Origin of the sequence: Pseudomonas sp. NPDC089569, from assembly GCF_050280625.1 — a bacterium.
Classification (GTDB): Bacteria; Pseudomonadota; Gammaproteobacteria; order Pseudomonadales; family Pseudomonadaceae; genus Aquipseudomonas.
Genome location: NZ_JBNNVQ010000002.1, coordinates 160,227 through 184,349, shown reverse-complemented (window position 1 = coordinate 184,349; position 24,123 = coordinate 160,227). Strand labels below are relative to the sequence as shown.

At 50.7% G+C, this 24,123-nt stretch carries 26 protein-coding genes; 25 read left to right on the top strand and 1 reads right to left on the bottom strand.

Annotated elements, in window-relative coordinates; translation table 11 throughout:
- Positions 1-115 precede the first annotated feature (115 nt).
- Positions 116-529, bottom strand: coding sequence for a TraR/DksA family transcriptional regulator (locus ACQKP2_RS02290; protein WP_427574040.1), 414 nt, complete (start codon positions 527-529; stop codon positions 116-118).
- A 160-nt stretch (positions 530-689) separates the two neighbouring features.
- Here ACQKP2_RS02290 and ACQKP2_RS02285 point away from each other — a divergent pair, with 160 nt between their 5' ends.
- The 25 genes from ACQKP2_RS02285 (at position 690) to ACQKP2_RS02165 (ending at position 24,122) form a co-directional block, all read left to right on the top strand.
- Positions 690-1,037 (top strand): hypothetical protein, encoded by a 348-nt coding sequence (locus ACQKP2_RS02285; protein ID WP_427574038.1) that lies wholly within the window; start codon positions 690-692, stop codon positions 1,035-1,037.
- 32 nt (positions 1,038-1,069) lie between these two features.
- Positions 1,070-1,396, top strand: a complete 327-nt coding sequence (locus tag ACQKP2_RS02280; protein WP_427574036.1) for a hypothetical protein — start codon at positions 1,070-1,072, stop codon at positions 1,394-1,396.
- Positions 1,397-1,518: 122 nt separating this feature from the next.
- Positions 1,519-1,791: an HU family DNA-binding protein gene (locus ACQKP2_RS02275; RefSeq protein ID WP_427574035.1), complete on the top strand. Its 273-nt coding sequence runs from the start codon at positions 1,519-1,521 to the stop codon at positions 1,789-1,791.
- Between the two features lie 128 nt (positions 1,792-1,919).
- Positions 1,920-2,411, top strand: a complete 492-nt coding sequence (locus ACQKP2_RS02270) for a hypothetical protein (protein ID WP_427574034.1) — start codon at positions 1,920-1,922, stop codon at positions 2,409-2,411.
- 2 nt (positions 2,412-2,413) lie between these two features.
- A complete protein-coding gene (locus tag ACQKP2_RS02265; RefSeq protein ID WP_427574032.1) occupies positions 2,414-4,618 on the top strand; it encodes a helix-hairpin-helix domain-containing protein in 2,205 nt (734 codons plus the stop codon).
- A complete protein-coding gene (locus ACQKP2_RS02260) occupies positions 4,593-6,392 on the top strand; it encodes a type IV secretory system conjugative DNA transfer family protein (protein WP_427574031.1) in 1,800 nt (599 codons plus the stop codon). Before ACQKP2_RS02265 ends, ACQKP2_RS02260 begins: the two co-directional genes overlap by 26 nt.
- Positions 6,393-6,432: 40 nt before the next feature.
- Positions 6,433-6,777, top strand: coding sequence for a hypothetical protein (locus tag ACQKP2_RS02255; RefSeq protein WP_427574029.1), 345 nt, complete (start codon positions 6,433-6,435; stop codon positions 6,775-6,777).
- A gap of 93 nt (positions 6,778-6,870) precedes the next feature.
- Positions 6,871-7,224, top strand: a complete 354-nt coding sequence (locus tag ACQKP2_RS02250) for a hypothetical protein (RefSeq protein ID WP_427574028.1) — start codon at positions 6,871-6,873, stop codon at positions 7,222-7,224.
- Positions 7,221-7,595, top strand: a complete 375-nt coding sequence (locus tag ACQKP2_RS02245) for a hypothetical protein (RefSeq protein ID WP_427574026.1) — start codon at positions 7,221-7,223, stop codon at positions 7,593-7,595. The genes ACQKP2_RS02250 and ACQKP2_RS02245 overlap by 4 nt, the downstream gene beginning before the upstream one ends.
- A 2-nt stretch (positions 7,596-7,597) precedes the next feature.
- Positions 7,598-7,981 (top strand): hypothetical protein, encoded by a 384-nt coding sequence (locus tag ACQKP2_RS02240; RefSeq protein WP_427574025.1) that lies wholly within the window; start codon positions 7,598-7,600, stop codon positions 7,979-7,981.
- Between the two features lies 1 nt (position 7,982).
- Positions 7,983-8,618, top strand: a complete 636-nt coding sequence (locus ACQKP2_RS02235) for a hypothetical protein (RefSeq protein WP_427574024.1) — start codon at positions 7,983-7,985, stop codon at positions 8,616-8,618.
- The gene (locus ACQKP2_RS02230; protein WP_427574022.1) at positions 8,615-9,409 is read left to right on the top strand and encodes a hypothetical protein; all 795 of its coding nucleotides are present in this window, start codon (positions 8,615-8,617) and stop codon (positions 9,407-9,409) included. Before ACQKP2_RS02235 ends, ACQKP2_RS02230 begins: the two co-directional genes overlap by 4 nt.
- Positions 9,406-10,932, top strand: a complete 1,527-nt coding sequence (locus ACQKP2_RS02225; protein WP_427574020.1) for a conjugal transfer protein TraB — start codon at positions 9,406-9,408, stop codon at positions 10,930-10,932. The genes ACQKP2_RS02230 and ACQKP2_RS02225 overlap by 4 nt, the downstream gene beginning before the upstream one ends.
- Positions 10,933-10,945: 13 nt before the next feature.
- Entirely contained in the window at positions 10,946-11,269 is a 324-nt protein-coding gene (locus ACQKP2_RS02220; protein WP_427574019.1) for a TraV family lipoprotein, read from the top strand.
- A complete protein-coding gene (locus ACQKP2_RS02215; RefSeq protein WP_427574017.1) occupies positions 11,257-11,733 on the top strand; it encodes a hypothetical protein in 477 nt (158 codons plus the stop codon). Before ACQKP2_RS02220 ends, ACQKP2_RS02215 begins: the two co-directional genes overlap by 13 nt.
- On the top strand, positions 11,726-14,599 hold the full coding sequence (locus ACQKP2_RS02210; protein ID WP_427574015.1) for a VirB4 family type IV secretion system protein: 2,874 nt from the start codon (positions 11,726-11,728) through the stop codon (positions 14,597-14,599). Before ACQKP2_RS02215 ends, ACQKP2_RS02210 begins: the two co-directional genes overlap by 8 nt.
- Positions 14,583-14,960, top strand: a complete 378-nt coding sequence (locus ACQKP2_RS02205) for a hypothetical protein (RefSeq protein ID WP_427574013.1) — start codon at positions 14,583-14,585, stop codon at positions 14,958-14,960. The genes ACQKP2_RS02210 and ACQKP2_RS02205 overlap by 17 nt, the downstream gene beginning before the upstream one ends.
- A gap of 2 nt (positions 14,961-14,962) precedes the next feature.
- Positions 14,963-16,336: a hypothetical protein gene (locus tag ACQKP2_RS02200; protein WP_427574012.1), complete on the top strand. Its 1,374-nt coding sequence runs from the start codon at positions 14,963-14,965 to the stop codon at positions 16,334-16,336.
- Positions 16,320-16,967, top strand: coding sequence for a hypothetical protein (locus ACQKP2_RS02195; protein ID WP_427574011.1), 648 nt, complete (start codon positions 16,320-16,322; stop codon positions 16,965-16,967). Before ACQKP2_RS02200 ends, ACQKP2_RS02195 begins: the two co-directional genes overlap by 17 nt.
- Positions 16,968-16,972: 5 nt before the next feature.
- On the top strand, positions 16,973-17,677 hold the full coding sequence (locus tag ACQKP2_RS02190; RefSeq protein ID WP_427574010.1) for a lytic transglycosylase domain-containing protein: 705 nt from the start codon (positions 16,973-16,975) through the stop codon (positions 17,675-17,677).
- Positions 17,646-18,443 (top strand): sel1 repeat family protein, encoded by a 798-nt coding sequence (locus ACQKP2_RS02185; RefSeq protein ID WP_427574008.1) that lies wholly within the window; start codon positions 17,646-17,648, stop codon positions 18,441-18,443. Before ACQKP2_RS02190 ends, ACQKP2_RS02185 begins: the two co-directional genes overlap by 32 nt.
- Before the next feature lie 6 nt (positions 18,444-18,449).
- Positions 18,450-19,337, top strand: a complete 888-nt coding sequence (locus ACQKP2_RS02180; RefSeq protein ID WP_427574007.1) for a TlpA family protein disulfide reductase — start codon at positions 18,450-18,452, stop codon at positions 19,335-19,337.
- Positions 19,334-20,758 carry a hypothetical protein gene (locus tag ACQKP2_RS02175; RefSeq protein WP_427574005.1) on the top strand — a complete coding sequence of 475 codons (1,425 nt, stop codon included), beginning with the start codon at positions 19,334-19,336 and terminating at the stop codon, positions 20,756-20,758. The genes ACQKP2_RS02180 and ACQKP2_RS02175 overlap by 4 nt, the downstream gene beginning before the upstream one ends.
- Positions 20,758-22,992 carry a hypothetical protein gene (locus tag ACQKP2_RS02170; RefSeq protein WP_427574004.1) on the top strand — a complete coding sequence of 745 codons (2,235 nt, stop codon included), beginning with the start codon at positions 20,758-20,760 and terminating at the stop codon, positions 22,990-22,992. Before ACQKP2_RS02175 ends, ACQKP2_RS02170 begins: the two co-directional genes overlap by 1 nt.
- A gap of 185 nt (positions 22,993-23,177) precedes the next feature.
- Positions 23,178-24,122 carry a hypothetical protein gene (locus ACQKP2_RS02165; RefSeq protein ID WP_427574003.1) on the top strand — a complete coding sequence of 315 codons (945 nt, stop codon included), beginning with the start codon at positions 23,178-23,180 and terminating at the stop codon, positions 24,120-24,122.
- The last annotated feature ends 1 nt before the right edge of the window (position 24,123 follow it).

Below are 24,123 nucleotides of genomic sequence, written 5' to 3'. Positions count from 1 at the left end.
ACACCTCCAGGGTTCCCCCTTTCCACGGTCCATCAATGATCGGCAGTTGACCACGAACGTTTATCTTCATGTTGTCTGTTCATCCCTCATCGCAAGAACCAAACAGAAGATTCAGCTACGCAGCAACGCTACGGACGTGACGCCCCGTCTTCTCAAGTCGGGTTTGCTCCTCGATACACAGCGCTGCCGTGGGGTTCAAGAGCAACCGACGCAGTCCAATTGGTTCACCGGAAACGCACCAGCCGTAGACGTCGTCATCAATACGAGTGAGGGCCTGGTCGATGGCCTTCATCTCGGCACGCTCCCTCAGGAGCAGGCCCATGGTCAAATTGCGCTGCTCCTCGATACTGCCGGCGTCGGCAGCATCCGGGACTTGCTCACAGACGGTCAGGGACGCTTCACGTTCACCAATCCGCGCAACCAGTTCACGTTTCTTGGTTACAAGAAGATTCCGGAAAAATTCCGTCTGGTCAGCTGACATGTAGGCGCTTGCTGGCATGCTCAGCAAATCGTTCTCATCACGGATCATGTGCACTTCTCTATAGATACCTTTGGAATGGACTGAGGATAACCGGCCAATTGCGGCCTTCAACCCAAAACGAGGGCTGGAAATTTCAGCATTCCTGGCCTTGCAGAGGTACTCGTTGGCGTTATGGTTTTGAGTTCACAACCCCGAGGAAATAAACATCGTGAACTTCCGTACCACCACCACAGACAGCACACATTTTGAAAATGTCTTCGGCACTGCCGCACCCAGTGTCCGCAACCAACTAAGCTTGGCGTACGGGATGGCGGCAGGGGAAGAACCATCGGCCTGGGAGAGTCGCCTTTACGAAAATGGCCTGGTAGCCCTCGCACCCGTTGCCGGCACCAGCGAGCTTCAAAAACGCTACGACCTAGTCAATCTGCCCGAGGCGTTCTGTAAAGCAATCGGCCGCGCCGCCGAGGCACTCGCCCATCAGGATGAAGAACACGAAGCACTCGACATGCTCGCATCGGTGATGGAAAAGGCTGAAGAATTGGCTGCCGCGGCGTAGTCTGGATGGCAGAAGAGACAAAGGAGACAAACATGCTTGCCAGCACCCCACAAAATGAACGCGCCGTGCAAATCGGTCGCTTCAGCTACAGCCACAACCGGTTTCTGATCCTGCTGGCGTGCATTGGCGCGCTGGCGTACGTCGTCGCAGACGCCGTCGGCTTGCCAATCCACAGCGGCAGTACCGGCATGTCGAAACTGGCTGAGCAACAGATGATCTGGGCTGCACTGCTCGTACCAATTGCAGTCTTCGGTGCGTGGGCGCTCAAACGAGCAGGACACCCTGACAGTGCCCTATCGTGCGGTTTGATCGCCGCTAGTTTTATGGTCGGGGCCTGTGTCAGAACGTTCTTGTTGTGAGCGCCAGCGTCAGGCTGCGAAGAATTTCTGGCCCCTACTTTGGATTTGATTTTTAAAAAAGCCCCATATACTCGGCTTAGCGATACCCGAAAAGCCTTAAAAATCCGCACGGAGCTGACATCTTGAACAAAACTGAACTGATCGATGCGATCGCCGAAAAAAGCGACATTTCCAAGACCCAGGCCAAAGCAGCACTCGAAGCAATTATCAGCGTAACAACCGACCAGTTGAAGCAAGGCAATGAAGTGGCTCTCGTAGGGTTTGGCACTTTTTTGACAAAGCCCCGACCTGCACGCACAGGCCGCAACCCACAAACCGGCAAGGAAATTCAAATCGCCGCCGCGGTCGTCCCAAGCTTTCGTCCAGGAAAAGGACTGAAGGACGCTTGCAACTAAGCGTACAGTCCGATCCAAAGAACCCCGCTCATTTTCGAGCGGGTTTTTTTTGCCCTGCTATCAGCAAAAGGCCGAATATGGATCACTACCAACCCACTATTTGAGGTAGAGACCTTTAAGGCGGTGCAATGCACACATTTTATACCGACGAAGCCAAGTCACTGATCGACGACACGTACCCCTTCAAGTACGTGACTCTTAGACGAGGGAGCCTTCGTAAATTTCTCCATGACGGTTCAAGCGTGATTTTCGCTTGCCGTATGCATGAGCGTTCCTCGGCTGCCACCCACTTCACAAGCGGCGTTGATGCCGCGATGGCCAAATTGAATGAGATGCTGCAGCCCTACATTCACCTTGAGAGTGCAGGCCTCTTCGATGGCTATACGCCGGCGAATGCCTATCCGGAAGGTATGTGGTACTGGGACACCCTCCTCTGCGCGGCCGACCTCATCACCGTCTTCGATATCCTTGTAGCGCTGACTTACATGTATCCGAAAGAGCTTGGGATGAGCCCAGAGGAAATGCGGAAAAAGGCGATGATCATCACCATGCGCCCTCTTGTTCGGACAGCGCGCGCGACCCGAATCGTCAATAGCGGTCGGCCATTCGAGCAGGGATGAGTATGGAACGAGTAACCGAATCCTCGGATGGGATGGTGCGTGAACAGGCGACATTGGTCGCCATCCAGTTCAAAGACCCAAGCGGCCCCTGGTCCATTTGTACGTTCAAACGTGAGGACGGTACTGTCTTCAACGGTACAGGCAGCTTTGGAAATGCCGTCCTGTACGAGGACTTCATTCTCTATGGGAAGTGGAGTCCGGACATTCCAGGTGGCGACTTCGATACATCGATGTTCAATTCGATGCCGCCGAAGTCGATGGACGCGATGGCCAGCTATCTCTCGACACTGACTCGGGTGTCACGCGCCAGCACCAACAAAGCAGTTCAGCATTTTGGTGAGAACCTCCTGAACATCCTGGAGAAAGCACCGGGGCGTCTGGTAGAGGCTGGTCTAACCGAAGCAGAAGCACTGCGCCTGGGTACCACTTGGGCGGAGCAGAGATCGGAGCAGCTAGCCCTTGCACAGATTGACCTCGAAGGGATTCCGCCGGCAAAGCTATCCACACTCCAGCGGCGACTCGGTTACAACGTCGATCTCAGCCAGGTTCTACGTGAGGACCCCTTTCTCCTCTACGTCCACTTTGACGACATGCTGTTCACAACCGCTCAAAGCCTGGCAAAACGGTTCAGGGTTCGTAACGACAGCCTTTCAGCCGTCAAGGGAGCCATTGTGGCCATTCTGAGGCGTGAAGCCTGGCTTGGACATAGCTACATCGCAGGAAGTCCTCTGATGGAGGCTGTTTGCCGTTTGCTGGGGATCACGCGTGATCAGCTACGCCCTCTGATCGCGGATGCGGTGACCCAGTTGTCGAAGGCAAAGGTTGCGCATGCGGAGGACAAAAAACTTCAACTCTACAACCTATACGAGATCGAGAAATCGCTGGTTCAGAAAACCCTTGAATGGGTCGAACTGAATGCCGATGAACTTGGTGACATCGTTCCTTCCGAGGAAATGGCACTGAAGCTACTCAGGCCCATGAACATGGGTGTGCCGGCGACCCGACAACTCGCAGCTGGCTTATGTTCGCTCTTGGCGGAGCGCTTGGCATTAATCCAGTGCGAAACACTCCATGATCAGTTGGCCATCGTGCGGGGCATCTACCTCATTCTCAAAGCCTTTGGCACCGACGTCGTGTTTACCGCCAACACACTTGAGATGGTTGCAGAGTTGAAGAGGACAGTCGGGGCTGAAGCATCGGCCGTAGGCTACGCCGAGTTGATTGGACTCGACCCAGACACCGGCGTCCCCTTCAACCACAAATCCAGCCCCATCAGTGCGGACGTCGTGGTCTTTGTCGGCGCCGATGCGCTTGGCATCGAGGAGACGAACTTCGTACTCGAAGCCATGCCGGCCAACGGGCGAATTTTCTTCATTGGAGTTCCCAAAGATCTCCCGGCCCAAACTGTTGGCCAGCCATTTGATGAGTTGGCGGAGGTGAAGCAGATCCGCAAGTTTCTAGGTAGCTTCTGGATGCCCTCTGATTCAGATCACCGACAGGCCGTAAACAGGGTTTGGTCAGGGGCCATTCAACCCAACGCGACCTTTGACCCGACACAGCCAATCAGCTGGATCAAAGCCCCGCGGGAAAGCCTGCCAGATGCGCTCAACCTGGTAATCAAGATGTTCAGCGAGGAATGCGAATTCGATCCGCTACATGACATCAAGACAGTGGTGGTCAAGCAACAAGCGGACGTGCCCACCGGAGACGCTGTGACGTGGCTTACGACTGCGATCGCTAAAGAGTTCGTCAATCAGGATGAGCCCGTAGAGTTTCACGGCAAGGAGTTGTTTAAGGGGCTTCCAGTTATCGTTCGACAGCCTGCATCTGGCATACACCCGGCGTTCTCGGTGTTCACCGCTACAGAGTTGAATCCAGAACGGATGGTCGCAAGTCCAAGGAACGGGCCCCCTATCGAGCTCGACCTGAAACGCAACCTGAATTTGTTTCACGGCGCAGTGATGACGCCCAAATTCATCCGCGGCCGCGTATACGAAATTGTTGTGCTGGTCGTGCTGCAAGAACACCTAAAGCTCATCAACGCTGAATTGCTATCGACACTTTTGAACAGCACCAAACGAACCCTGGTGCTGGTCGGCGAGATCGACGACATCGTTGAGCATTTCCCTGGCAGCGAACCGACCCGGGTGCGCTCGACCTTACCAAAATGGATGGCACAGAATGGCGATCAGATCGTCTCGGCTTGATGCCTTAGACAAGAAGCGGGCGGAGATCCAGCGTCGCCGAAATATCGCTATCAGCATCCCACTGGTGGGGGCGGCAATTCCTTTCGTGTCACTGCCGTTGGCACTGTCCATCGCGGCGGCCTGTGCAGCATGGACGTTGTTCCTGCAGCGGGAAGAGGAAGAGCTCGAGACCCCAATGGTTTGGGACCGCAGCTACACTGAGGCCGAGATCCCGGATTGCGACTTCAGACGCTCCACCTTCTTTGGCAAGACCTTGCCATGGGTGGAGTGGAAGGAGCGCCTGGATGCAGTGACCAACGCGAATGGTGTGGCAACTGCGGATGATGTACGCACTACCCTGCTCGATGCATACCCCGGGATGATCCCGTTTTTACTGTCCGATGACATCATGACAAGGCACGTCGCGCTGCTCGCCGCGACCGGGACCGGTAAAACCGAACTGATTCTTAGTATCATTCAGCAACAAATCAAAAAAGGGGCAGGCCTAATTCTGGTCGAAGCAAAATCAGATTCTGATTTTGCGGGTGCCATTTACGGAATGATGGAGGCTGCTAACCGACTCGATCAGCTGAAGCTGATCAACTTCGAATTCCCCGAGCAGAGCCATACCTACAACCCATTCTTCTACGGTGGCGTCCGGGCTAGTCTGTCCACCGCGATGAAGATGCAGGCCAACTCGAAGGAAGAGTTTTGGAAGGACGTCAACCGATACTCGTTGTCCGCGGCGATCCTCTGCATGAAGCTGCAGCCTGGCGAGCCTGCGTTCCATATCAAAGATCTGATGGCGCTGTTGTCGGATTTTGATCTGCTCAAAAAATTCATGGGCCGGATTAGAGAGACTGATTCCATCGCTCACGCTGACGGAAAAGAATTTTTGCTCTCCTACCTTCGCTTCTGGTGGGACGATGACAAGCAAGAATGGGATTCAAAAAAATTCAAAACACTGCTCCAGGGCGCAATCTCGAAACTCTCCGCCTTTGCCCACTCCGAATACTCGCGGATCGTTAACACCTACAACCCAGATGTCGACATCAAAGAGTCGATCCTCAACGGTGAGGTAGTCATCCTCTCGATGTCGTCGCTCGCCGACAAAGACGGTGTGGAACTCTTCGGCAAGCTTTTCATCTCGGACCTGGCCCGCGCAGTCGGCGAAATCCAGCTTGAGAAAACCAAGCCGCTGATGATCTGTCCGGCCATCTTTGACGAATACCCATCGTTCATGGATGAAAGCCAAGTGTCGCTATTCCAACTGGCACGAAGCGCCAACGTCCCAATCATCATTGCCTTCCAAGGCGTCGGCTTCCTACAGGGCATCTCACCGGACTTCGTTGAGAAAGTCTTGGGTAACTGCTGGACACACGTCTACTGCGACGTCAGGGACACAGCAACACGAGAGTTCGCATGCAAGCTTGCGGGTACGGTACTCAGATCGTTTGAGCAGACAACGGAGGCCACAAGTAAGGGCTCCAGCCTCAGCACTGAACAGTCCGGCCTCATTACCAACGACAACGAGGGCTCAAGCTCGAGCGTTGGGGCTAAGGCCACACGCGAGGACCTGCTTCAGCCGGAAGACTTCCAGACCCTGGACCAAGGTGACGGCATCATCATCGCCAAATCGGGCACCTACCGCGTCCGGATGCCGATGGTAAGAAACACATTCCCATCTGTGCACTTCAGGGACATGAAGCTGACGAAGCGCCACCGCCGCGGCCGTGAAGGCGTGGGAGCGTGGAGTTCCTTTACTGATAGCAATCGCCGGCTCCTACAAATTTAAAAAAAACATTTCGCATGCTGAATTTTTTTGAGAGGAACCCATGAACTGGCTCGACTACATCAATCACTGGGATTACAGCGTGGGTCCAGTAATGAACTGGTTCCTAGACATTGCTGAATTCCACATTCAGCGCGCAGGGTGGTCAGCGTATATCGCCATTGCAGCGTTCATCATTGCTGTCGGCCTGAGCTTCCCGGCTACAAGGACGATCACCTCGCACATCGTTACTGGCACCGTTCGAATGTTCTTTACCATCATTCAAGCTGTGTTCGTTCTGCTAATCGTCCAGTTCATTGGCTACCTGGCCAAGGTCTTGATGGCACAGTTCCACAGGACTCGACGCTGGATCGTCGAGATCATTCGCAGGAACTGGCCAGCCGCCTGAATTAAAAAAACCCGGGCAATCCGGGTTTTTCGCTCCAAAGAGCCGAAAAGAGGTCACTCCCTTCCCACTATTACCGGAAAGGAGGATTTCTTAATGATCCCAAAATTTCTGGCTCTCTGCGTCTCAATCTCCGCGATCACTGTGGGGGCACAGGCAACTGCTGCTGACTCCTATGTCATCGACCAGCGCGATCCACGCTACCAGGCTGCTGTAGAGCACCTGGCGAGCGCGGCACAAGCCCTTCGCCTGGCTCAGACCGAACTCAAGCTTGCAGAAGCCAGCCACCCCCTTCCTGGGTTGGATCTCGTCCGGATGCTGAGTCAGGTCCGCCCTATGGAAGAAACCATCAACGTCGTCCTGACACCCGAGCGTAAGCGCCTTCGGTATCAGGAACTCACGCCTGATGGACAGTACTTCACCCCTACCCGAATCGGAGAAAGACGATGACCGTCGAAGGATTCAACATCAACGTTCGACAGGAGGAAATGAGGCGGTTCATGGTCAGTTTGTTTTTGCTGATCATGGTCGCCACGTTTCTTTTCTTCCCTGAAATGGCCCATGCCGAATGGAGCGGAAAGTTTGGTCCAACTTCGGACATCAAAAACAACACAACCGAAAGTTTGAAAGATTGGTGGCACACGGTTGCAGGTTGGGGCCTTTATGTGTCGCTTGGCTGCCTGCTGTTTTCCATCGTATTTGCCAGTGGTAAGTGGTGGTACATACCCGTCTGTGTGTTCTTCCTGTGCCTATTCGGTGAAAAAGTTGTCGTTCAAGTCGCAAGTTGGGCTGAATTCAACACGGCTGGCACGGGAACATAACTATGCGCCTTAGAACTACAACTGAAAGCGACACAATGGCCTATGCAACTTCGCCAATTAACTTTGGCGGATTAGAATTGGAAGACCTCCTCATCTGGCTGATTCCAATGGCTGTCTCCAATAACATTGTGGATGACAGCTTTTATGCATTTGCCATCGGCTGCGCTGCACTGTGGTTCTATAAAAAAATAACGGGAAAACAACCGAGAGGCCATCTCACTCTTCGGGCTTCACTTTTAGCCGGTGAAGCTTTGAAGAGTGATTTTGTTGCTCGAGTTCCCGTATTACGAATTGTGCTGTACCGCCTAAATAGAATGATGTCAAAACTCTGGATTGAAAAGGGTTTGTTGCCATCCCCCACTTATTGCAATCGTTACGAGCCTTGACATGAGCGATAATTACGGAGTTCCGCTTAGATATTTCAATTTGCTGGGTAAAGGCGAATTGCGCTCAGGGCGTATCATTGTCGCTTTCATTGCAGCGACTGCAGTGCTGTCCGCAGTAATCTGGGCCCTGGTCGATCAGAACAAAGAGTTACAGCGAACAAACACGGAGCTCCAGGCCCAGCGAATCATGTACGGATTCCCTAACGCCGATGGCGTGTTCGTTAGCGAATCGCAAATTCCAGACCGGCATATCATTGCGTTTACCTCAGTATTCCTTGATAACTTTTTTAACTTTACTCCGGAATCATCGTTTACAAACGCAAACGAAGCCATGCGCCTCATGTCGCCAAAGATGCGTGCTCTCCAAGAGGACAATCTGAAGAACGTCGCCAAGCAGTCTGCGGATCAGCAAATCACACAAGTATTCGTTCGCACCACTAAGTACACAATCGAATACGACAAAGCAGTCGGCTTTATTGTTTCTTTCGGGGCATCACGTTACCGGGCGACACTTAACACAGTGTTCGACCGGAAGAAGTACAACGTCAAACTTCTGATTAAGCCCGTAAAGGTTTCAAAGCACTTTGAGTGGGCGGTCGTCGCCGACGACATGCAGCAGCAGGAGATCACACAGTGAAAATAAAATTACTGGCCGCGATGGTTGCCGCTGCCTTAACTACTAATGTCTATGCAAATGAGGAATGCAACCGTTCCCCGCGAAGTGTGGTCTACGAGAACTCGCCTGTTGAGGTTTTCATCTCCAATGATACACAGCGTGCAGAAGTTATTTTTCCTGAGACTTATTTGGAAGGGATCAATCCTGAAGTAAAAGAAGGTCTTTCGATTTTCCCCACCCCAATCAACAACAAATTGGCGTTCCAAAGCAAAGATCCAATGTACACCGGAATAGCCTATGTGGATGGCCCGTCCAAGCAAACGTACATCCTTAAGCTTGTTACTCGTCCAGGGTGCGCAGATAGCCAGGTAACAATCACCAATGAAGGGCCCGTGGACCGGTCGCGCCTTTCAAAAGACTCACGTGGCCGCGTAAAGGGTTTGATGAACTACCTCTATAGCGGGAAGGTTCCAAACGGCTACCGTAAAAATGATTTCGCAAAGCTAACTCGCGATCAGCGCGTAGTTTTCCGCCAGGGTTCAGTAGAGTTCATTCTTCAGTCGCAGGTAGTTGGGCCAACCTACGTCGGAACAACCTATGAAATAGTCAACAATGGTCGGACGCCGTTTAAGGTTGCAATAGACCAAATCGACTATTCCAACAAAGACGTCCAGGCATCAATCGGCATTGCTCGACAAGCGGCGATGCTACCTAGTTCCCGCATATTGGGCCCATCACCTGAATTCATTTCTGAGGTATATGGCGACTCCCATCGTGGACTACTTTTCATTGTCTCGGAGAAAGTTCAATGAGCGATGATAAGAACCAAAACGCCAATCCAAAGAAAAAACTCATTCTAGGCTTTGTAATCATCGGCCTGGCAATGATGCTGTACCAAGGTTTTTTTACTAATCCGAAAGCCACACCCAAGAAGACCGAGCAAGCTGCGAACGCGGTGGAACTTGGCGATAATGACATCAACCGTATTAACGCGAAGGATAAAGACGCGGCACTGACTCAATTCCAGAAACAAATGGAGTCATATAAGGACAAATTAAGCCGTTCCGAAGCAGAAGCTATAAAACGTGATTCCGCTTTTAAACAGCAATTGCGTGAATTAGAACAAAAAAACAACGCTCAGGTTCGCACCCTCACCGAGGCGATGGCCGACCTTCGTAAAGATCAGATTGAGGGCGTTTATCAAGGCATAAATGGTAAGGACCAAGGGACAAAGCTCCCAGACCACTTGCCGAAGGCTCCATCAGGCGGCCTTTCCTTTGACAATGATTTTGACCTTGGCCCTGCAGCTGCGCCGGCTACGCCCGTTGTCCCAGCTAACCCTTATGGCCCTAACTACATTGTGCTGAAGCCTCAGGCTCAGGCTTCGTACAAAGGTAAGAGTGGTGGTGGCCAAGGTTCTCAATCAGAAAGCGAACTCTTCGCTGAAATGTCTGCACCTGATCAGAGCACTAACGGGCGTCTGAACACCCAAAACAGTGGCAGCACCGATGCCAATTTTAATGGCGGTTATGGTCAGCAAGCTTCAACGTCACAACAAACGTCTAGCAGTCGCCCTGTAGCACTCACTTCGGAAGAGCAAGCAAAGAAAAAGCTGAAGGACGACTCTTACGTCATCCCTGCTTTCTCATTCGTCGAGGTCACAACACTTCACGGTGTTGCATGCCCAATCGGTGCAAACGCACCTGGTGCATCGGACAGTTCAAAGATTCCAGCACGGCCGGTTGTTCTACCGGTACACGGAATTTTCCATGGCCCGAATGGTGTAGTACGTGACCTTGGAACAATTCACCTGATGGGGCTTTGTTCTGGACGTCGCACTTCAAGCTCGAGTACAGGCCGGGCAACGATCCGGGTTGAGCAACTGAGCTATTGGGATGCGTCCGGCGGCGCACAGATGGTTCCGGCTACTGGTTACATCGTAGACGTCCGCGACAACGAGCAGGACGTGTATGGAAAGGTCGACAAGGCTTCAGGGAGAACCCTGGCACTCCAATCGGCAGCGGCTGCAGCTGCTGCATTTGCAACGACCCTTAGCTCAAGCGAATTTACCAATACCAGTTCTGTTCAGAACGGCACTTCGTCAGCCACGAGCCAACTTACCGGTGATGCCACCAAAGCCGCGGTCTCCCAGGGCATTGGCGCGATGTTCCAGAAAATTTCCGAGCGCTTTGAAGCTGAAGCCAACTCTGCCATCGACACCATCCTAGTTGAACCTGGCATTCGGCTCCAGTTCGTGAGCGACCAACCAATCAGTGTTCTCAAACCCCTTGAACCGTTCGACATCGATTCCTCGATGTACGACACCTTGATTTGACCCGGACTTAAACATGAAAAGAACCCTCTTCGTGACAGCAGCTGTGCTCCTCCTCTCAGGCTGCATGAGTGACCCGGCACCATTCAAGAACAGTGCATCGATGGACCAGATCTACGACACCGTAAACACCAATGGTGGGCAAGACACCGTTCGCCTTCTTCGTGAAGGGTTGCGAGCGCGGCCTGAGCTTGGTTCGTCTGAACCGTATTACCCAATTCGTAACCCGGACGTCGTCGCCCCGGTTTGGATCGTCCCCTATGCAGACCGTAAGACAGGTGTAAAGCACGGCGGCAGCTGGGACTACATCGTGGTGGAGGAAGCAGATTGGGCAAATTGATCGCTGCCCTCGCCCTCATTGCGAGCACGACTGCTATGGCAGAAGGAATTCGCCAAGAGCAAAAAGACGGCATCCGGGAGTACTACGAAAAGCAAATTCTGGGTAGCGGAACAGACCTGACTGCACGCCAGGCAGACGTCCAGCTTTACAGGAAGATTTTTTCGAAGCCAAACACGTTGGACACGCGCGAACTGCCAGAACCGGACGAAATTCCATGGCCGCAATTGTTCAAAAACCAGGACCTTTCATTGGGGCAAATTTTGAAACTTGCCTCTGCAGCAAGTGGCTATGACGCGGAATTCGACCCGCAGATTAACCAGGACGAAATCATAAAGCTCAATACCCAACCGAACTCCCTCGCCGACATTGCTGAATACCTTACTCGTGTCAGCAGCGCCCACGTCACGGTGTACCCAGAGGCGCGAGTCATAGTGGCAACCAAGAAGGTATCGACCAATGGCTGAGAAGGCTGATCTCCATTTATACGACTCTGAACTGCAGGGTCTGGCCCGTCGTAACTACCAGGGTGGGATGCCGATCCAGCTTTTGTCAGACGCCTTCGTGTACGAGCCAAACGGTCGTTACTTCCACACCACAGATGGGCGTTTTGCGAAGATTTGGAAATTTTCAGGCGTGGATGCATCCATGCTCAACAACAACCAGTTGTTTTCGATCACTGGTTACTTTGCTGATGTCCTGAACAAATACCCCGCTGGCAGTTCAGGGCAGATGCTTCGCCATACTCATCGGGACATCCGCGAGGTTCTAGGCCGATACAAGGACCAGATCGACCCCGAAGCTGGAGCGTTCGCTTCAGAAATTGCCCACTCCATCATTGATCGCCAGGCTCGCGCAGCAAGCTCTCCACAGGGCTTCTTCAGCCAGGCATCGAACAGCGTCATGCAGCAAATGAAAGATGACGCCCTTGCGGAGTTGGATGACGCTGATGACGATGTTCGGGAGGAAGCAACTCGAGCAATTGAACGTGAAGTCCGAGAAGGTCGATTTCCCTTCACCAATGACTTTTACCTCGTATTCATGTGGTCGCCAGAATACTTGTTCGGCAAATTCATTGATTCTGCCTTTCGTTCATCGCTAGCTGCCGTCGGACTCGCCGACGCAAACAAAATGGTACAGAAGGCATACAACAAGCAAGCCAAACAATTTGGCCGCTACTGCCACGAAATCGAACAAAGCATGGTGACGTATAACTTCCAGCCAGAGGTACTGACCGGACAGGGATACATCAATCTTCATTACCAACTGCTCAATCCAATTCGCGCCTTTGAAATTGAGCCTCCCAGATATCGTGCCGACATTCCAGTACTGGAAGCGCTTCAGAATCCGAACCTGGTCAATCACAGGGAGAGCCTGTCAGCAACTGCCAGCTTCGCACACGTTGAATCTGAGCCTGAAGGTTGGACCATTCACGACCGGGGTGTGCCCTACTACATCCGTCCCGTTTCGGTCTTGGGTAAACCAGTCCGCAGCATGCCTGGCATGCTTCAGCAAGTCATGGCCGGCGTCGAGTCGGAATGCCTAATCGCCCTGAACTGGACCGTACCAAGCAACATCCTTGTAATGGCACGGCTCTTAGTACGTGGTCGGATGATCGCGGCAAAAGAAGCGATGCGTATCGGTGACAACGTCACCTTGGCACAACAGAAAGACGACCTTAACGCCGTAAGGAACAAGATAAGTTCAGAGAACGTGAACGACAGGTCTCAGTTTTTTGATGTTTCCATACACGTCAACTTAATGGGGTTCGATAAAGACAACATAGATGATCAAGCAATGCAGCTTGAAAATCTGCTTTGGCGAATTGGGCACAAGGAAGATCTTCGCGGCGATGTCGTAATACGAAACAGCCTGCCATTTAACTTCCGTCAAAGCAGCATGAAACTGCTTAAGCGTGATATCCCGCATCTAACTGAAAGCTTATCTCATCTTTCACCGTTATTTGTTGAGTACCAGGGTGTCACAGACCCGGCTATTTTAATGAATAACCGTGCCGGCCAACCAATTTTTCTTGATCTTTGGGGCCGCAACGTCAACACCGCACATTCTCTTATTTGTGGGACAACAGGCTCCGGAAAAAGCTTCACGTTCAACAATCTATTAATGGCGCTGCGCGTCAAATACAGACCGAAAGTTTGGATCATCGACAAAGGTGATTCATATGAAAGCCTTTGCATGGTGCTCGGTGGCAACTACGTAAGACTCGCAACAGAGCCCTTCGTAGACCCTGTAACTGAGCGCACCATCAACCCAATTTGTATAAATCCGTTTTACCTTCAAAAAGATGAGAACGGACGAAACGTCATGCCGTCACTGGAGGACATGTTCTTCATCGCGCGCATGTTGATCATGATGATGGAAGCAGGTGACGGCTCGAGCAATACCAAGTCATCACTTACAAAGGTTACTGTCTCGCTTCTATATCAAGCGATGGCGGAATTTTACGAAGACTGGATCGAAACTAATCCCACAAAAGAACCGCGTTTTAGCGATTACATCCCGTATCTCATCAAAACCGATTTCGATGAGCAGAAGGGTAATGTTCTCGCTCAAAACCTGACCCTTTATTACGGGAACGGCCCATTCGCTGCGCTGTTTGACGGATTCCTTCAGGTTGACTGGGACAATGACTTCACAGTCCTTGAAACTCAGCGAATGGCAAAATCACCCGCTCTGGGTGTTGTGACGCTCGCCCTATTCCGTCAAATCGATATCTATTGCAAATTCAAACTTGAGCGAAGTCGCAAAAAAGTAGTTGCAGTAGACGAGGCCTGGGCGACTCTATCTGATCCGAACGCAGCAAATGCACTTTCAAGTTTCTACCGAGAACTTCGCCGGTATGGCGCTGGGTGCCTGTTGATCAGCCAGACCGTCAAAGACTTCGTAAATCTCATTCGCGCTGAAGGTAACGGTAGCGGTGACACGCAGGACGGCATCCTAGAAAACACCAGCCATTATTTCTTCCTTGCCTGTTCGCAATCAGACTACATGATCGCTAAGACCGAACTTGCATTCACTGATGAAGAAATTGACCTCTGGCAATCATTGGCTTCCCTTCCGCCTATGTATTCGGAGGTATTTTACCGAATGCGAACAAGCCAAAGCCTTTATTACTCAGGTGTATTTCGCCTTTTCTCTAGCCCAATGACACTTTGGATCGCGAGCTCTCATCCTGATGATTATCGCATGCGTGAACTCAAAACTGAGGAACTGATGTCTCAGTATGGTGACGCAACCATCGCTCGCCAAAAAGCCATCAGCTTACTTTCGACTACTCACCCATATGGAGCCCGTTATGGCCAAGTTGCCTAAAGCAGTAATGTGCGCAGCGCTTTTAGTACTGCTGGCTGGCTGTTCGGAAAAATACGAACCGCGCGAGACAATTGTTGATCAGGCAAAGAAACCTGTGAAAGAACTTTATGCGCCTAAAACTGAACTAGAGCGACGGGCATACGCCGAGGGCGTGAGTCAGGTTTTAACTGACATGAAAGGAAAGATGCGCGCAAGAGATCGCTTTACCTGGGACGCCCCGCAGGTTAATTGCGGCGTGAAGATTCCAGGGCGTGTCGTAAACGGCATGCTCATTCCAGAACATGAGGAATGTGTCCAGATCGCCCCCGGCCGCTGGACCGAAGAAGCACCTACCTATCTGCCAGTCTTAGGAGCGCAGTGAACATGAGTGATGATAAAAAAAGCGGCCTTGGCGATTTGGTCAACAGTTTGAAAGTCGGACTTAACGGAATGAAGGGCGCTGGCAAGAATAAAGCTGCACCTGCTGACCCAACAATTACCGAAGATTTCATCGAAGCTGGGTCAGAACCGCAAAATGGACCGGAGCAGCAACATCACGACGACGATCTGCTAGTTGATCCGCTCGAACCATCCAACACCGACAAGAAAAAGCCGAAGCACAGCGGCGGCTTACAGAACTTATCGGCCAAAAAGAAGGCTTTGTTGTGCGCATTGTTGGTGGTCGGTTTCTTCGTAGTGAGAAACGCCATGGTCACACCACAAGTGTCCGTCACTCCTTCAGCATCCCATGACACCCCAACTGCCAAACCTGGCGAATTGGCAATCGACTTTGCACAAGGGGCGTCACAGAAGGGTGAGGCGAATATAGCCTCCACACTGCCCTCTCCTCTTGGAGAGCAACCTCGAGAGGATGACGCTGTAGGAAAGACGCTTGATGATTTGAACCTTGATGGGCCTGCGCATGGACCTGATGAAAAAGCAGATCTGACCGGCACAACAAAACCAACTGCTGAGCCAGCTGCCCTGGACGCTTTCGGATTCCCAACTAGCGCCGAAAAAATCGCCGTTAGTGGCCCTACCCCAGGGACTTCGAGCAATAGCGTGCAGCCAGCAACGGTGGCCGCGCCACAAACTGAACCAGCTGAACTCTACGGTGCGAATGCAACATCAACCACGCCAGGCGCCCAGGAAAACAAAGCCGAAACCAATCCGTTTGGATCTCCGAAACCAGCACCCGCGACCTCCCCAGATACGTCGCTGATGTCTCCCACCATGCTGGGAAAACCAGCCCCTGTTTTGGCTGGCACGCAAATTTCAAACCCGGATAGTGGTAGCCAGCCGAGACTGCAGGACAATTCTGGTGCAGAGCTGGCTTTGATGGGTGCCCAACTGAAGGCCAAAGACGAGCTGATCAAGTCTTTGGAAGACCAGTTAAAAGTTGCGAAGAACGATAAGCCTCTCAAGGCGCAATCCAAACCCGCAAAACCACACGCAGTGGCGCCTGCGAAGCACTCCCCAGTGATTGCCAAAAGGACATCCCCTCAGGTCAAACCTGTGGCGGTGCTTCAACCGAGGCCGAAAGTTTGTGTGAAAGCGGTGGCACCAGCTGCCCGGAACTGCGTCACCTGCGTAGCCCATGCCTTCATCGTCGATTCAGGCGAGGAAAACATGGTAGGCCAAGGCGACAACCTCCATGGGTACCGCGTTTCTATCACCGGCGATCGGCTCGACCTTCAGGACTCGAATGGACAAGTAATGCACAAGTTCTGGAGTCAGCCGTATGGGTGCGCTTTATAACGTACATCAGCAGGTTTCCGAGGCCGACCAAGCATCTTTGAGATGGTTGGCCGAGGACGTAAATCGCTGCTTTTTTAGCTCAAAAATGGACCTCGCTGTGCTCTGGGGTATTCCCAGCGCCAGTGAGGCCGATGAGCCAAAGATGGAAATTGACGGACTCAGTGATGACCTGAAAATAAACCTCCAGTTTGCGCTCGATCGAATGGCCGGCAATGACTACTTGCAGGCCAGGTCGGCACTGCTGCCTCTGGTTGAAATCAAGCACATAGAAGCGACGAAACTCTACGTGAAGGTGCTTCAAAAACTTGACGATTCGTCGTGGGAGAACGTTGCAAGGACCATCAATAAAGTGAGTACAGACACCCTTTACGTCCCTGCCGGAAGCACCGAGTCCCGGGACGGTAAAGAGGTGATCATCATTCACCAGAGCCTCAGCAAGTCAATTGGATATGACGCCCCCAAATGCGTTATCCGGTACGCGTTGCATCACGAGATGTTGCACAGACTTCTCGGTACCGATCCTAGTGACCCGCATCCCCCGTTATTCCGAAGGCTCGAAGCCTGTTTCCCTGAACGCAAACGATGTGTTGTGTGGTTGAAGAAACACCTTTTCACAACGCTTGAGGGGTGATCAACGTGAAGTACATATCAATACTTCTCTTTAGCCTGATCTCAGCCAGCCAGGCCTCCGCGTCGCCCTATGACCCTCTGATCGACTATGTGGCAACTCAAAAAGGAGTTGATCCTATTGTTTTAAGAACAATAGCTGCGCAGGAATCAAACAAAAATCCCTGGACCTTTAATGCCGACGGAGAAGGATTTCAATTTGGGGATAAAAACTCGGCTGTTCAAACACTTTGGGCACTCACAAAGTTCCCATGGATGGTCAAGTTCGTATCAAGCCGAAAGACCATGACTCGCCGGTTTTTTGCTAACCAATTAGAAGCCCAAAGCTTTGCTGAGACTGTACGCCGTTCAAACTCAGGCAACGGTACGGCCTTCCTTTTAAGAACCGATGACAGTAAGGATGTCGAACCAGGCCAGGTGAGGTTCAGACAGCTTCGCTTAATCAACACTGACATCGGAATTGCTCAAATTAATTACAGATGGCATGGCCAAGGTATTGCGACGGTTCAGCAATGGTTTGATCCAAGGTTCAACCTGAATTACGCAGCTGACCATTTAGCCGATCTAAAGAAAAAGTATGGAAGCGATCTGGCAGCAGTCGGGTATTACCACTCAAGCACACCAGCACATCGTAAACGGTACATTGCAGATTTCATGCCGAAATATAAAACGGAGAAACGGAATGCGTCCGTACCACTGGCCATTGGTAATTAGTTTATTAACAACCATGGCATATGCCGAGCAACAGCCTACTACTCAAGACCAACGGGTAGGTGAAGGCTTAATGTTGTCGCTGAAAGGGGAAAAAGAAAAGGCGTGGAATATTCTATTTCCTGAAGCTAAGGCCGGTAATGTCATTGCCATGTATCACCTGGGCGTGCTGATGCTTCGGTCAACTGAATACCCTGACCATCTAGAAAGAGCTAAGAAGTTTTTTTCCGCCGCTGCTGATCGTGGGCACAAGGGCAGCGCGGCAATGTTGAAACAGGTGGAAGCGCTGATGGCTACTGCCGGCGCTCCACCTACGATTGGTGGCACAAGTGGTATTCCTCTGCCCAAGGATATTGAATCCGCAAAAGCGGCGTACGCAAAGGTCCAAGCACAAATAGCAAAATTTCAAGGACCACAACCGACAATCCCCCCGCAGGTAACAGTTAAAGCTTTTATATCGGACAATTCAGGGACTGTTAAAGATCTGATCGAAATGTCAGAACAAACAAAGGTCCGATTTGGCGACAAGGTTGAATTTCAATTTTTCGTGCTGATTGACCCAGAAACTTGGGACCCGAAGCAGGTATTTACGCCCGCATCCGGATCGATGCCAATAGTTGGGTTCAGGCCGGACCTGAATGGCGAAGAAGCCAGAAAATACGGTGTTCGGACAACACCCGCAGTCGTGCTCGTTCCCGAAAATGGAAATGCAAGAATTATCAACAATACGCATAGCTTAATTAGCGAATTATCAATGGTTTTAAGGTAATAACTCATGAACCAGAACCTAAAATTTATCTTAGCTTTTATTGCAGGTGGCATCGCGCTTAACGCATCAAGCGTATTCTCAAACGCATCGAACCCAAATGATGTTCTTGCAGATGCGATCGCCAGCGCAATGGACAAAGTAGACCGAAATTCTCAAGAGCGTGAGAATGCAGCGATTGATAAGCTACCGAATATTCTCGATTGCCAGAATATGGAATGGATGAAGAACTGCACTGAAATGAACAGAGCAGCAAAAAAAAACCCTTCTGCCCCCATGCGCTTCGTGAATAAAACTGGCCTTGAGTTTAATTTCTCACCAGGAACACCTAGCGCCATGATACGGCTTCAGCTGGAGCAGAGCCCTGAAGCTGCGAAAGACTACCTTATGTATATGGACAAAACCTGGGGTGAGTATACGAAGTCGGCAGAGCTTTACAAAATGGCAACATGGCAGGCTGGCGAACTCCAGAATATGAAAGGACTTGATGCCGCTAAAGAGAAAGCCACCGCTGTCAAATACATCAACACAGATCAGATCAGCATGTCGGTATTCGTTGAATCGACATGCCCAGTTTGTGAGCGGCAACTTGATATTCTTTCCAAGCTACAAGAAAAGTACCCAAAATTAAAAATTAAAATTTTCCAACTCGACAGCGATAAAGAAGCATTCATAAAACATGTCACAAATCGTGGGTTGACCGGGCGCATTGTCTCTACCGACGAGCGTGCAAAACTTGAAAAACTCGGCATCACAGCCTGGCCTATTTCTTGGGTTGACAATTCAACCAAATCCGCACGAGCCACGCTAGTTGGTAATAAAACCCTGAGCCAGCTCGAAGATCGGTTACAGGCAATGACATACATTCAAGCCGCAAGCAAGGAATCTGACAAATGAAGTATAAAAACCTCACTAGTTTTCTTGCGGCAGCATTGATTGCGGCGTCCACTTCCGCTTTCGCCAACTATGGATACAACGATGAACCTCAGGCCCCCACATCTGATGATACTCCGTGGAATTTGCGGATGCAGGATGTCAATGGTCTGTTCGGAACCAGGATCAACGGCAGCGCTGTGAACGACGCTAAAGCTGGTGTTGGCTATAGCAGTGACACATTTACACCATTTCAAAATAATCAAACAAAACTTGTTGGCGCATATGGCTCTACAGAAGTTGGGATTGGCTGCAATGGCTTAAATCTGGGCGGGGTACTTGACGGTCAGATGGGTCAATATTCCGGCATGATCGAGCAGTTTATTCAACAAGCCCCAACACTGGCCATCATGTACCTTGCGTACAGCCAGCCAACAGTAAAATCAGTGATTGACCAGATGAACAACGTTGGGCAGTTTGGCCTGGACATGTCCAACATGACTTGCAGCGGGGTCCGCCAGAAAGCGGATCTAGCGTATGAACAGAAGAAACAAGAACTTGCTGAGGCCGACTGTACTGCTGATGCCGGGTACAAAAGTACTGATTGTATGACCGGCGAAGGCATCACACACTCTCTGGTTAAAAAAGCCAGCGAGATGAAATCGATGGCTAGTGATCGCGCTAAGAGCTTAATGGGTACTGTATCAAGTGCATCAGGCGGGCTCGTTGGAGTCAAGAGCGGCGGATCGGGTTCTGGATCAAGCGCTGGCTCTGGTTCTGGTTCTGGTTCTGGTTCTGGAACAGGGTCCGTTTCCGGTTCGAGTGGTAATGCTGGAAAAATCACAAGTAAGTCTTGCAGCAATGCAGATACCGAAGGGTCCCGTGCACTCGTATTGGCTGCGTCAGAACTGGGCTGCGATGATATTAAGAAATACGCCGGGCTGATTCCGTCATACAGCTCGCAAGATGGCGCAACTACAGTAGAGCCTCGAACCACTAATCTTGAAGCGCTATCAAAAGAAATGACTACGGGTTACATGGAAACATATCATGGCATCTACAGCGCTGACCGCAAAACCTTTCAACAAAGCAAAGAGTTCAAAGATCTAGTCAATAAAGCTGATATTGTTGTTACTGACGCTGAATACACGCTTATGCGAGGACTTGCGAAAAACAATCCAGCATTATTTGCATCGACTCAAAGAAATCTGGCGACCCTCGCTATGATGAAGGAACTTGACGGTGTAATTTCTAAAATTGAGATTGGTGTATCTACTGGCGTCGCAAACCAAGCTGACGGGCAACTGCTCAGTCCTGACAATGTCGCCAGGACCAACCTATCAGTTGACGGCCTGCGTAAAGAATATAACGCCTTAAAATCGAAGATTGAGCACGATAAAGAACGTAATCAATTTTTGCAGTCTACTGTAGAGGCAATCAAATAATGACTACCAGTGCCGATTCAACTGTAGACGTTGAAACTGGTATTGCCAATTACGACTTCCTAAAGCTCGTAGATGGCTACTTTCTCGACATTGTCAGCCATTACGTCAACATCTGGCAGGCGTATCACCAGGTCTTTACAAAGGCAGCTTTGGATCTGGTCATGATTGGCGGTATTGCATGGGTTGGTGTATTGGCTCTAAAGTCACCCGTTGATAAGCTTAGAACCGCCGCTGGTGCAATGGTAATCGTTATTTTAACGGGCATGCTTTTACAACCAGGCAACTACAAAGTCGGGCCCAACCAGAGCGAGGTTGGCTTAGCTGCAGGAGCTGGCTATTCATTGTCGATTATTGGGAACGTTTATGCATTATTCAAAAGCGCCTTAGATAGCGTCAATAAAGAAGGCGCTAACGAACTAGCGTTCAATAATGCCTACCACGTGACTAATGAGGGTACAGTCGCACGATACGCGGGTAGTCCACTCGCAACAATGATGAACGACTATATTACTCATTGCCAGAGCGCCGTTGAGCAATCGGCAGGCATGACAGAGGAGACTAGAAAAACTGGGTGGGCAGTCGGCCTATTTGGGTCATCGGGTATTGGTCAAGCAGAAGCACAATTTACAATGAGCAAGGAAATGCTCGAGGCCATTAAAAATAAGGACAAAGACCTGACTAAATACATGTCCAGCTCTGTACCCTTTACAATGTATGACGAGAACATGACGGTGGCCAATTCTGAAAATAAAATTCAGGATGGAATCGCAAAAGGGATTGCAATGTTAAACAGCATCCCCGACACCGCCAATCCTTACTTTAGCGGACAATTTCCAGCTGGAGGGTATCAATTACCATCCCAATCCTACTGGGAAACTGCATTAAAAGGTAAAGGCTCTGGCCCCGAACTTGAAAATGCTGTTTCTGGACCTTTCGGATCTGAATACCAAAATTCCGCATATGGACAGGACGGCGGCTCACCTTTACCAGAAGATCAAAAAAATGCTTTTTACCCTAAGAGCTGTGCGCAAATGTATTTGTTAGTCGCAAAAGGCGTTGCGAATTACAATGCCGCAGCAGCAGCGGTAGGTTTAGGTGGGCAAAAAACAGCCTTAATGCGTGATGGTATGTCAGCTCAAACTATGCTGATACAGCAAATTAATGCAAAAATCGCCCAGGACAAACTAAAAAATACTAGCCTCCAGAATATGAAACCGTATGCCAATCAACTCTACCCAGGGCAAGAAACACCGTCCCTGTTATCGGCAGTAGCGGATAGCACCATGACTGGAATGCAGGATATTGGTATGAAATTCAGAGAATGGATGCTGAAATTCAAAATCCCGGCCATGATTAACGGCTGCGCAATGTTAGCTGGGATGCTTATAGTCCTATTCCCCATCATTTGTATATTCGCCGTTTTTATCTCTCCCAACATTCTAATTAGCTATGTCAAACTTCTGGTTTTTGCTTTCACAATACCCTTCATAAATGATATGTGTCTTACTATGGCATCATCTCTTTTAGCCATGAATGGTGAGCTTATGGAGGGTTACAATGCCGGAAACTACACTGAAAACTGGGCATTGCTCATTTCTGCGGGTTCTGCCCAGTACATTATCTTTATTGCTCTCACGGCCGTTGAAATAATCATCGCAAAAATGCTCATATGGGATGACGTAAAGGGCCTATCCGGCTTCAACCCAGGCGGTGCGGCTACAGGTATGGCAGCAACTGGCCTTGCCATCTCTGGAGCTGTCCTTAAGGCCGCCAGCATGGTGGCCGGCGGTGGGAAATTGTTAGCGAAGGGTGGATCTGCAATCGCAGGCAGTGCAGCTGCAGGCGGAAAAATTTCGGGGGGTGGAAATTCTATTGCCTCGATAACCAATGCGTACGGACAAATGTCAGCCAAATATTCTGTCCCGAACGCCTCTTCCGGATCACGAAACAGCATTGGCCTCAATCCGGTCAAATCAGCGCCTAAGCCTTCAACCAATAACAGTGGTGGATCTTCTGGAGGTGGATCTTCTATTGGCGGTGGCGGTGGCGGTCAGAATAGTGGGCATTCAAATCAAAATGCAGGTAGTAACACCGGCCGGGCGCCCTCTTCCTCCGGTGGATCAACTCCGGGACGAACCCAACCAAATAACAGTGGGCAGACGCCACCAACCAGCGCTGGAAAATATCCGAACCACCCAAAACCACCTCCTCCTAATGGGCCGAAAAAACCCTAAGCAGAAATAACCCGTCGATTGACGGGTTTTTTCTTTCTGATTCTGGGTACTGAACGGTAGGATCTCAAGCGCAGGAGCTGCAAAGATGGACAAACCAACCCTGCGTTCTTCTTTTTTGATTTTTGTTCTTGGAATCCGGGCATTGGCCGTTATACGGATTAACGTCCTCTGATTGGAGATGAATGATGAAGAAATTTTTTGTTGCCACCGTTATCGCTCTCGCACTCTATGGTTGCGGCGATGATAAACAAGAATTACCGGTGATTGGCGGGGACGTAAGCGGGTCGCCAGCGTTTCGTCTGCCTGGCTCAGTTTTCCGGTTGGATTTCAGAACAAACGATAATGCAGCGACAAAACGTGAATGGTTTTTCCAACGAACCACATGGAAACCACGCGGGTGGTCGATTTGGGTTGCTTCAAACGTCTACTCCGATGCCCGAGCGCCAAAAGGTGACTTGGCATTTCTGAACAAAGGGTTCACTAGAGCAGCTACCGCCGCCCAGCGAGCTAAGGAGCAAACTCAGTTTCTTGCACAGATCAGTAAGTTCGTTCGTGACAACAAGGTGCCACTTGAAATCAACTACCTTGGCTACGACAGTCTGCCCGACTCGCTCATAAACCGGGATGACAACTCGAACGGTAATTGGCTGTCGTTCAACAATGAACCTTGCGAGAAAGCATTCCGGCTCTGCATCGACAACTACATGGTGTCCCCTGCTGCTCGGTACTCAGGAACCGATCGTCTCTCGTACAAGGATTGGATCGCACCATTCTTGCCCCAGGGCAATAGTGATCACGCAACCATTCAAAAGTATGTGATCGACCACATGGGAGGTAGCACGGACGAAGCAAGTCCGTTCTATGACTATTGGCCGACCATGGTTTTCCTGGTTAACGGTGATGGAAAAGTAGTCCGAGCCTGGTTACCACAGAAAAATGATACCGCTACTGCCCGTCAGGTAGAGGCGGCAATCGTCACTGATATGGGTGGACCATACAAGGATCTTGAAATTGCAGACAACAGGCATTCTGCTGGGCTTCCAAGCGCCGGCTACTACGGCAAGTACTACATCGAAACAGGCGTCGATCGCGTGCTAGAAACCTTCAAATTAATCGTCGATAAGAAGTAGT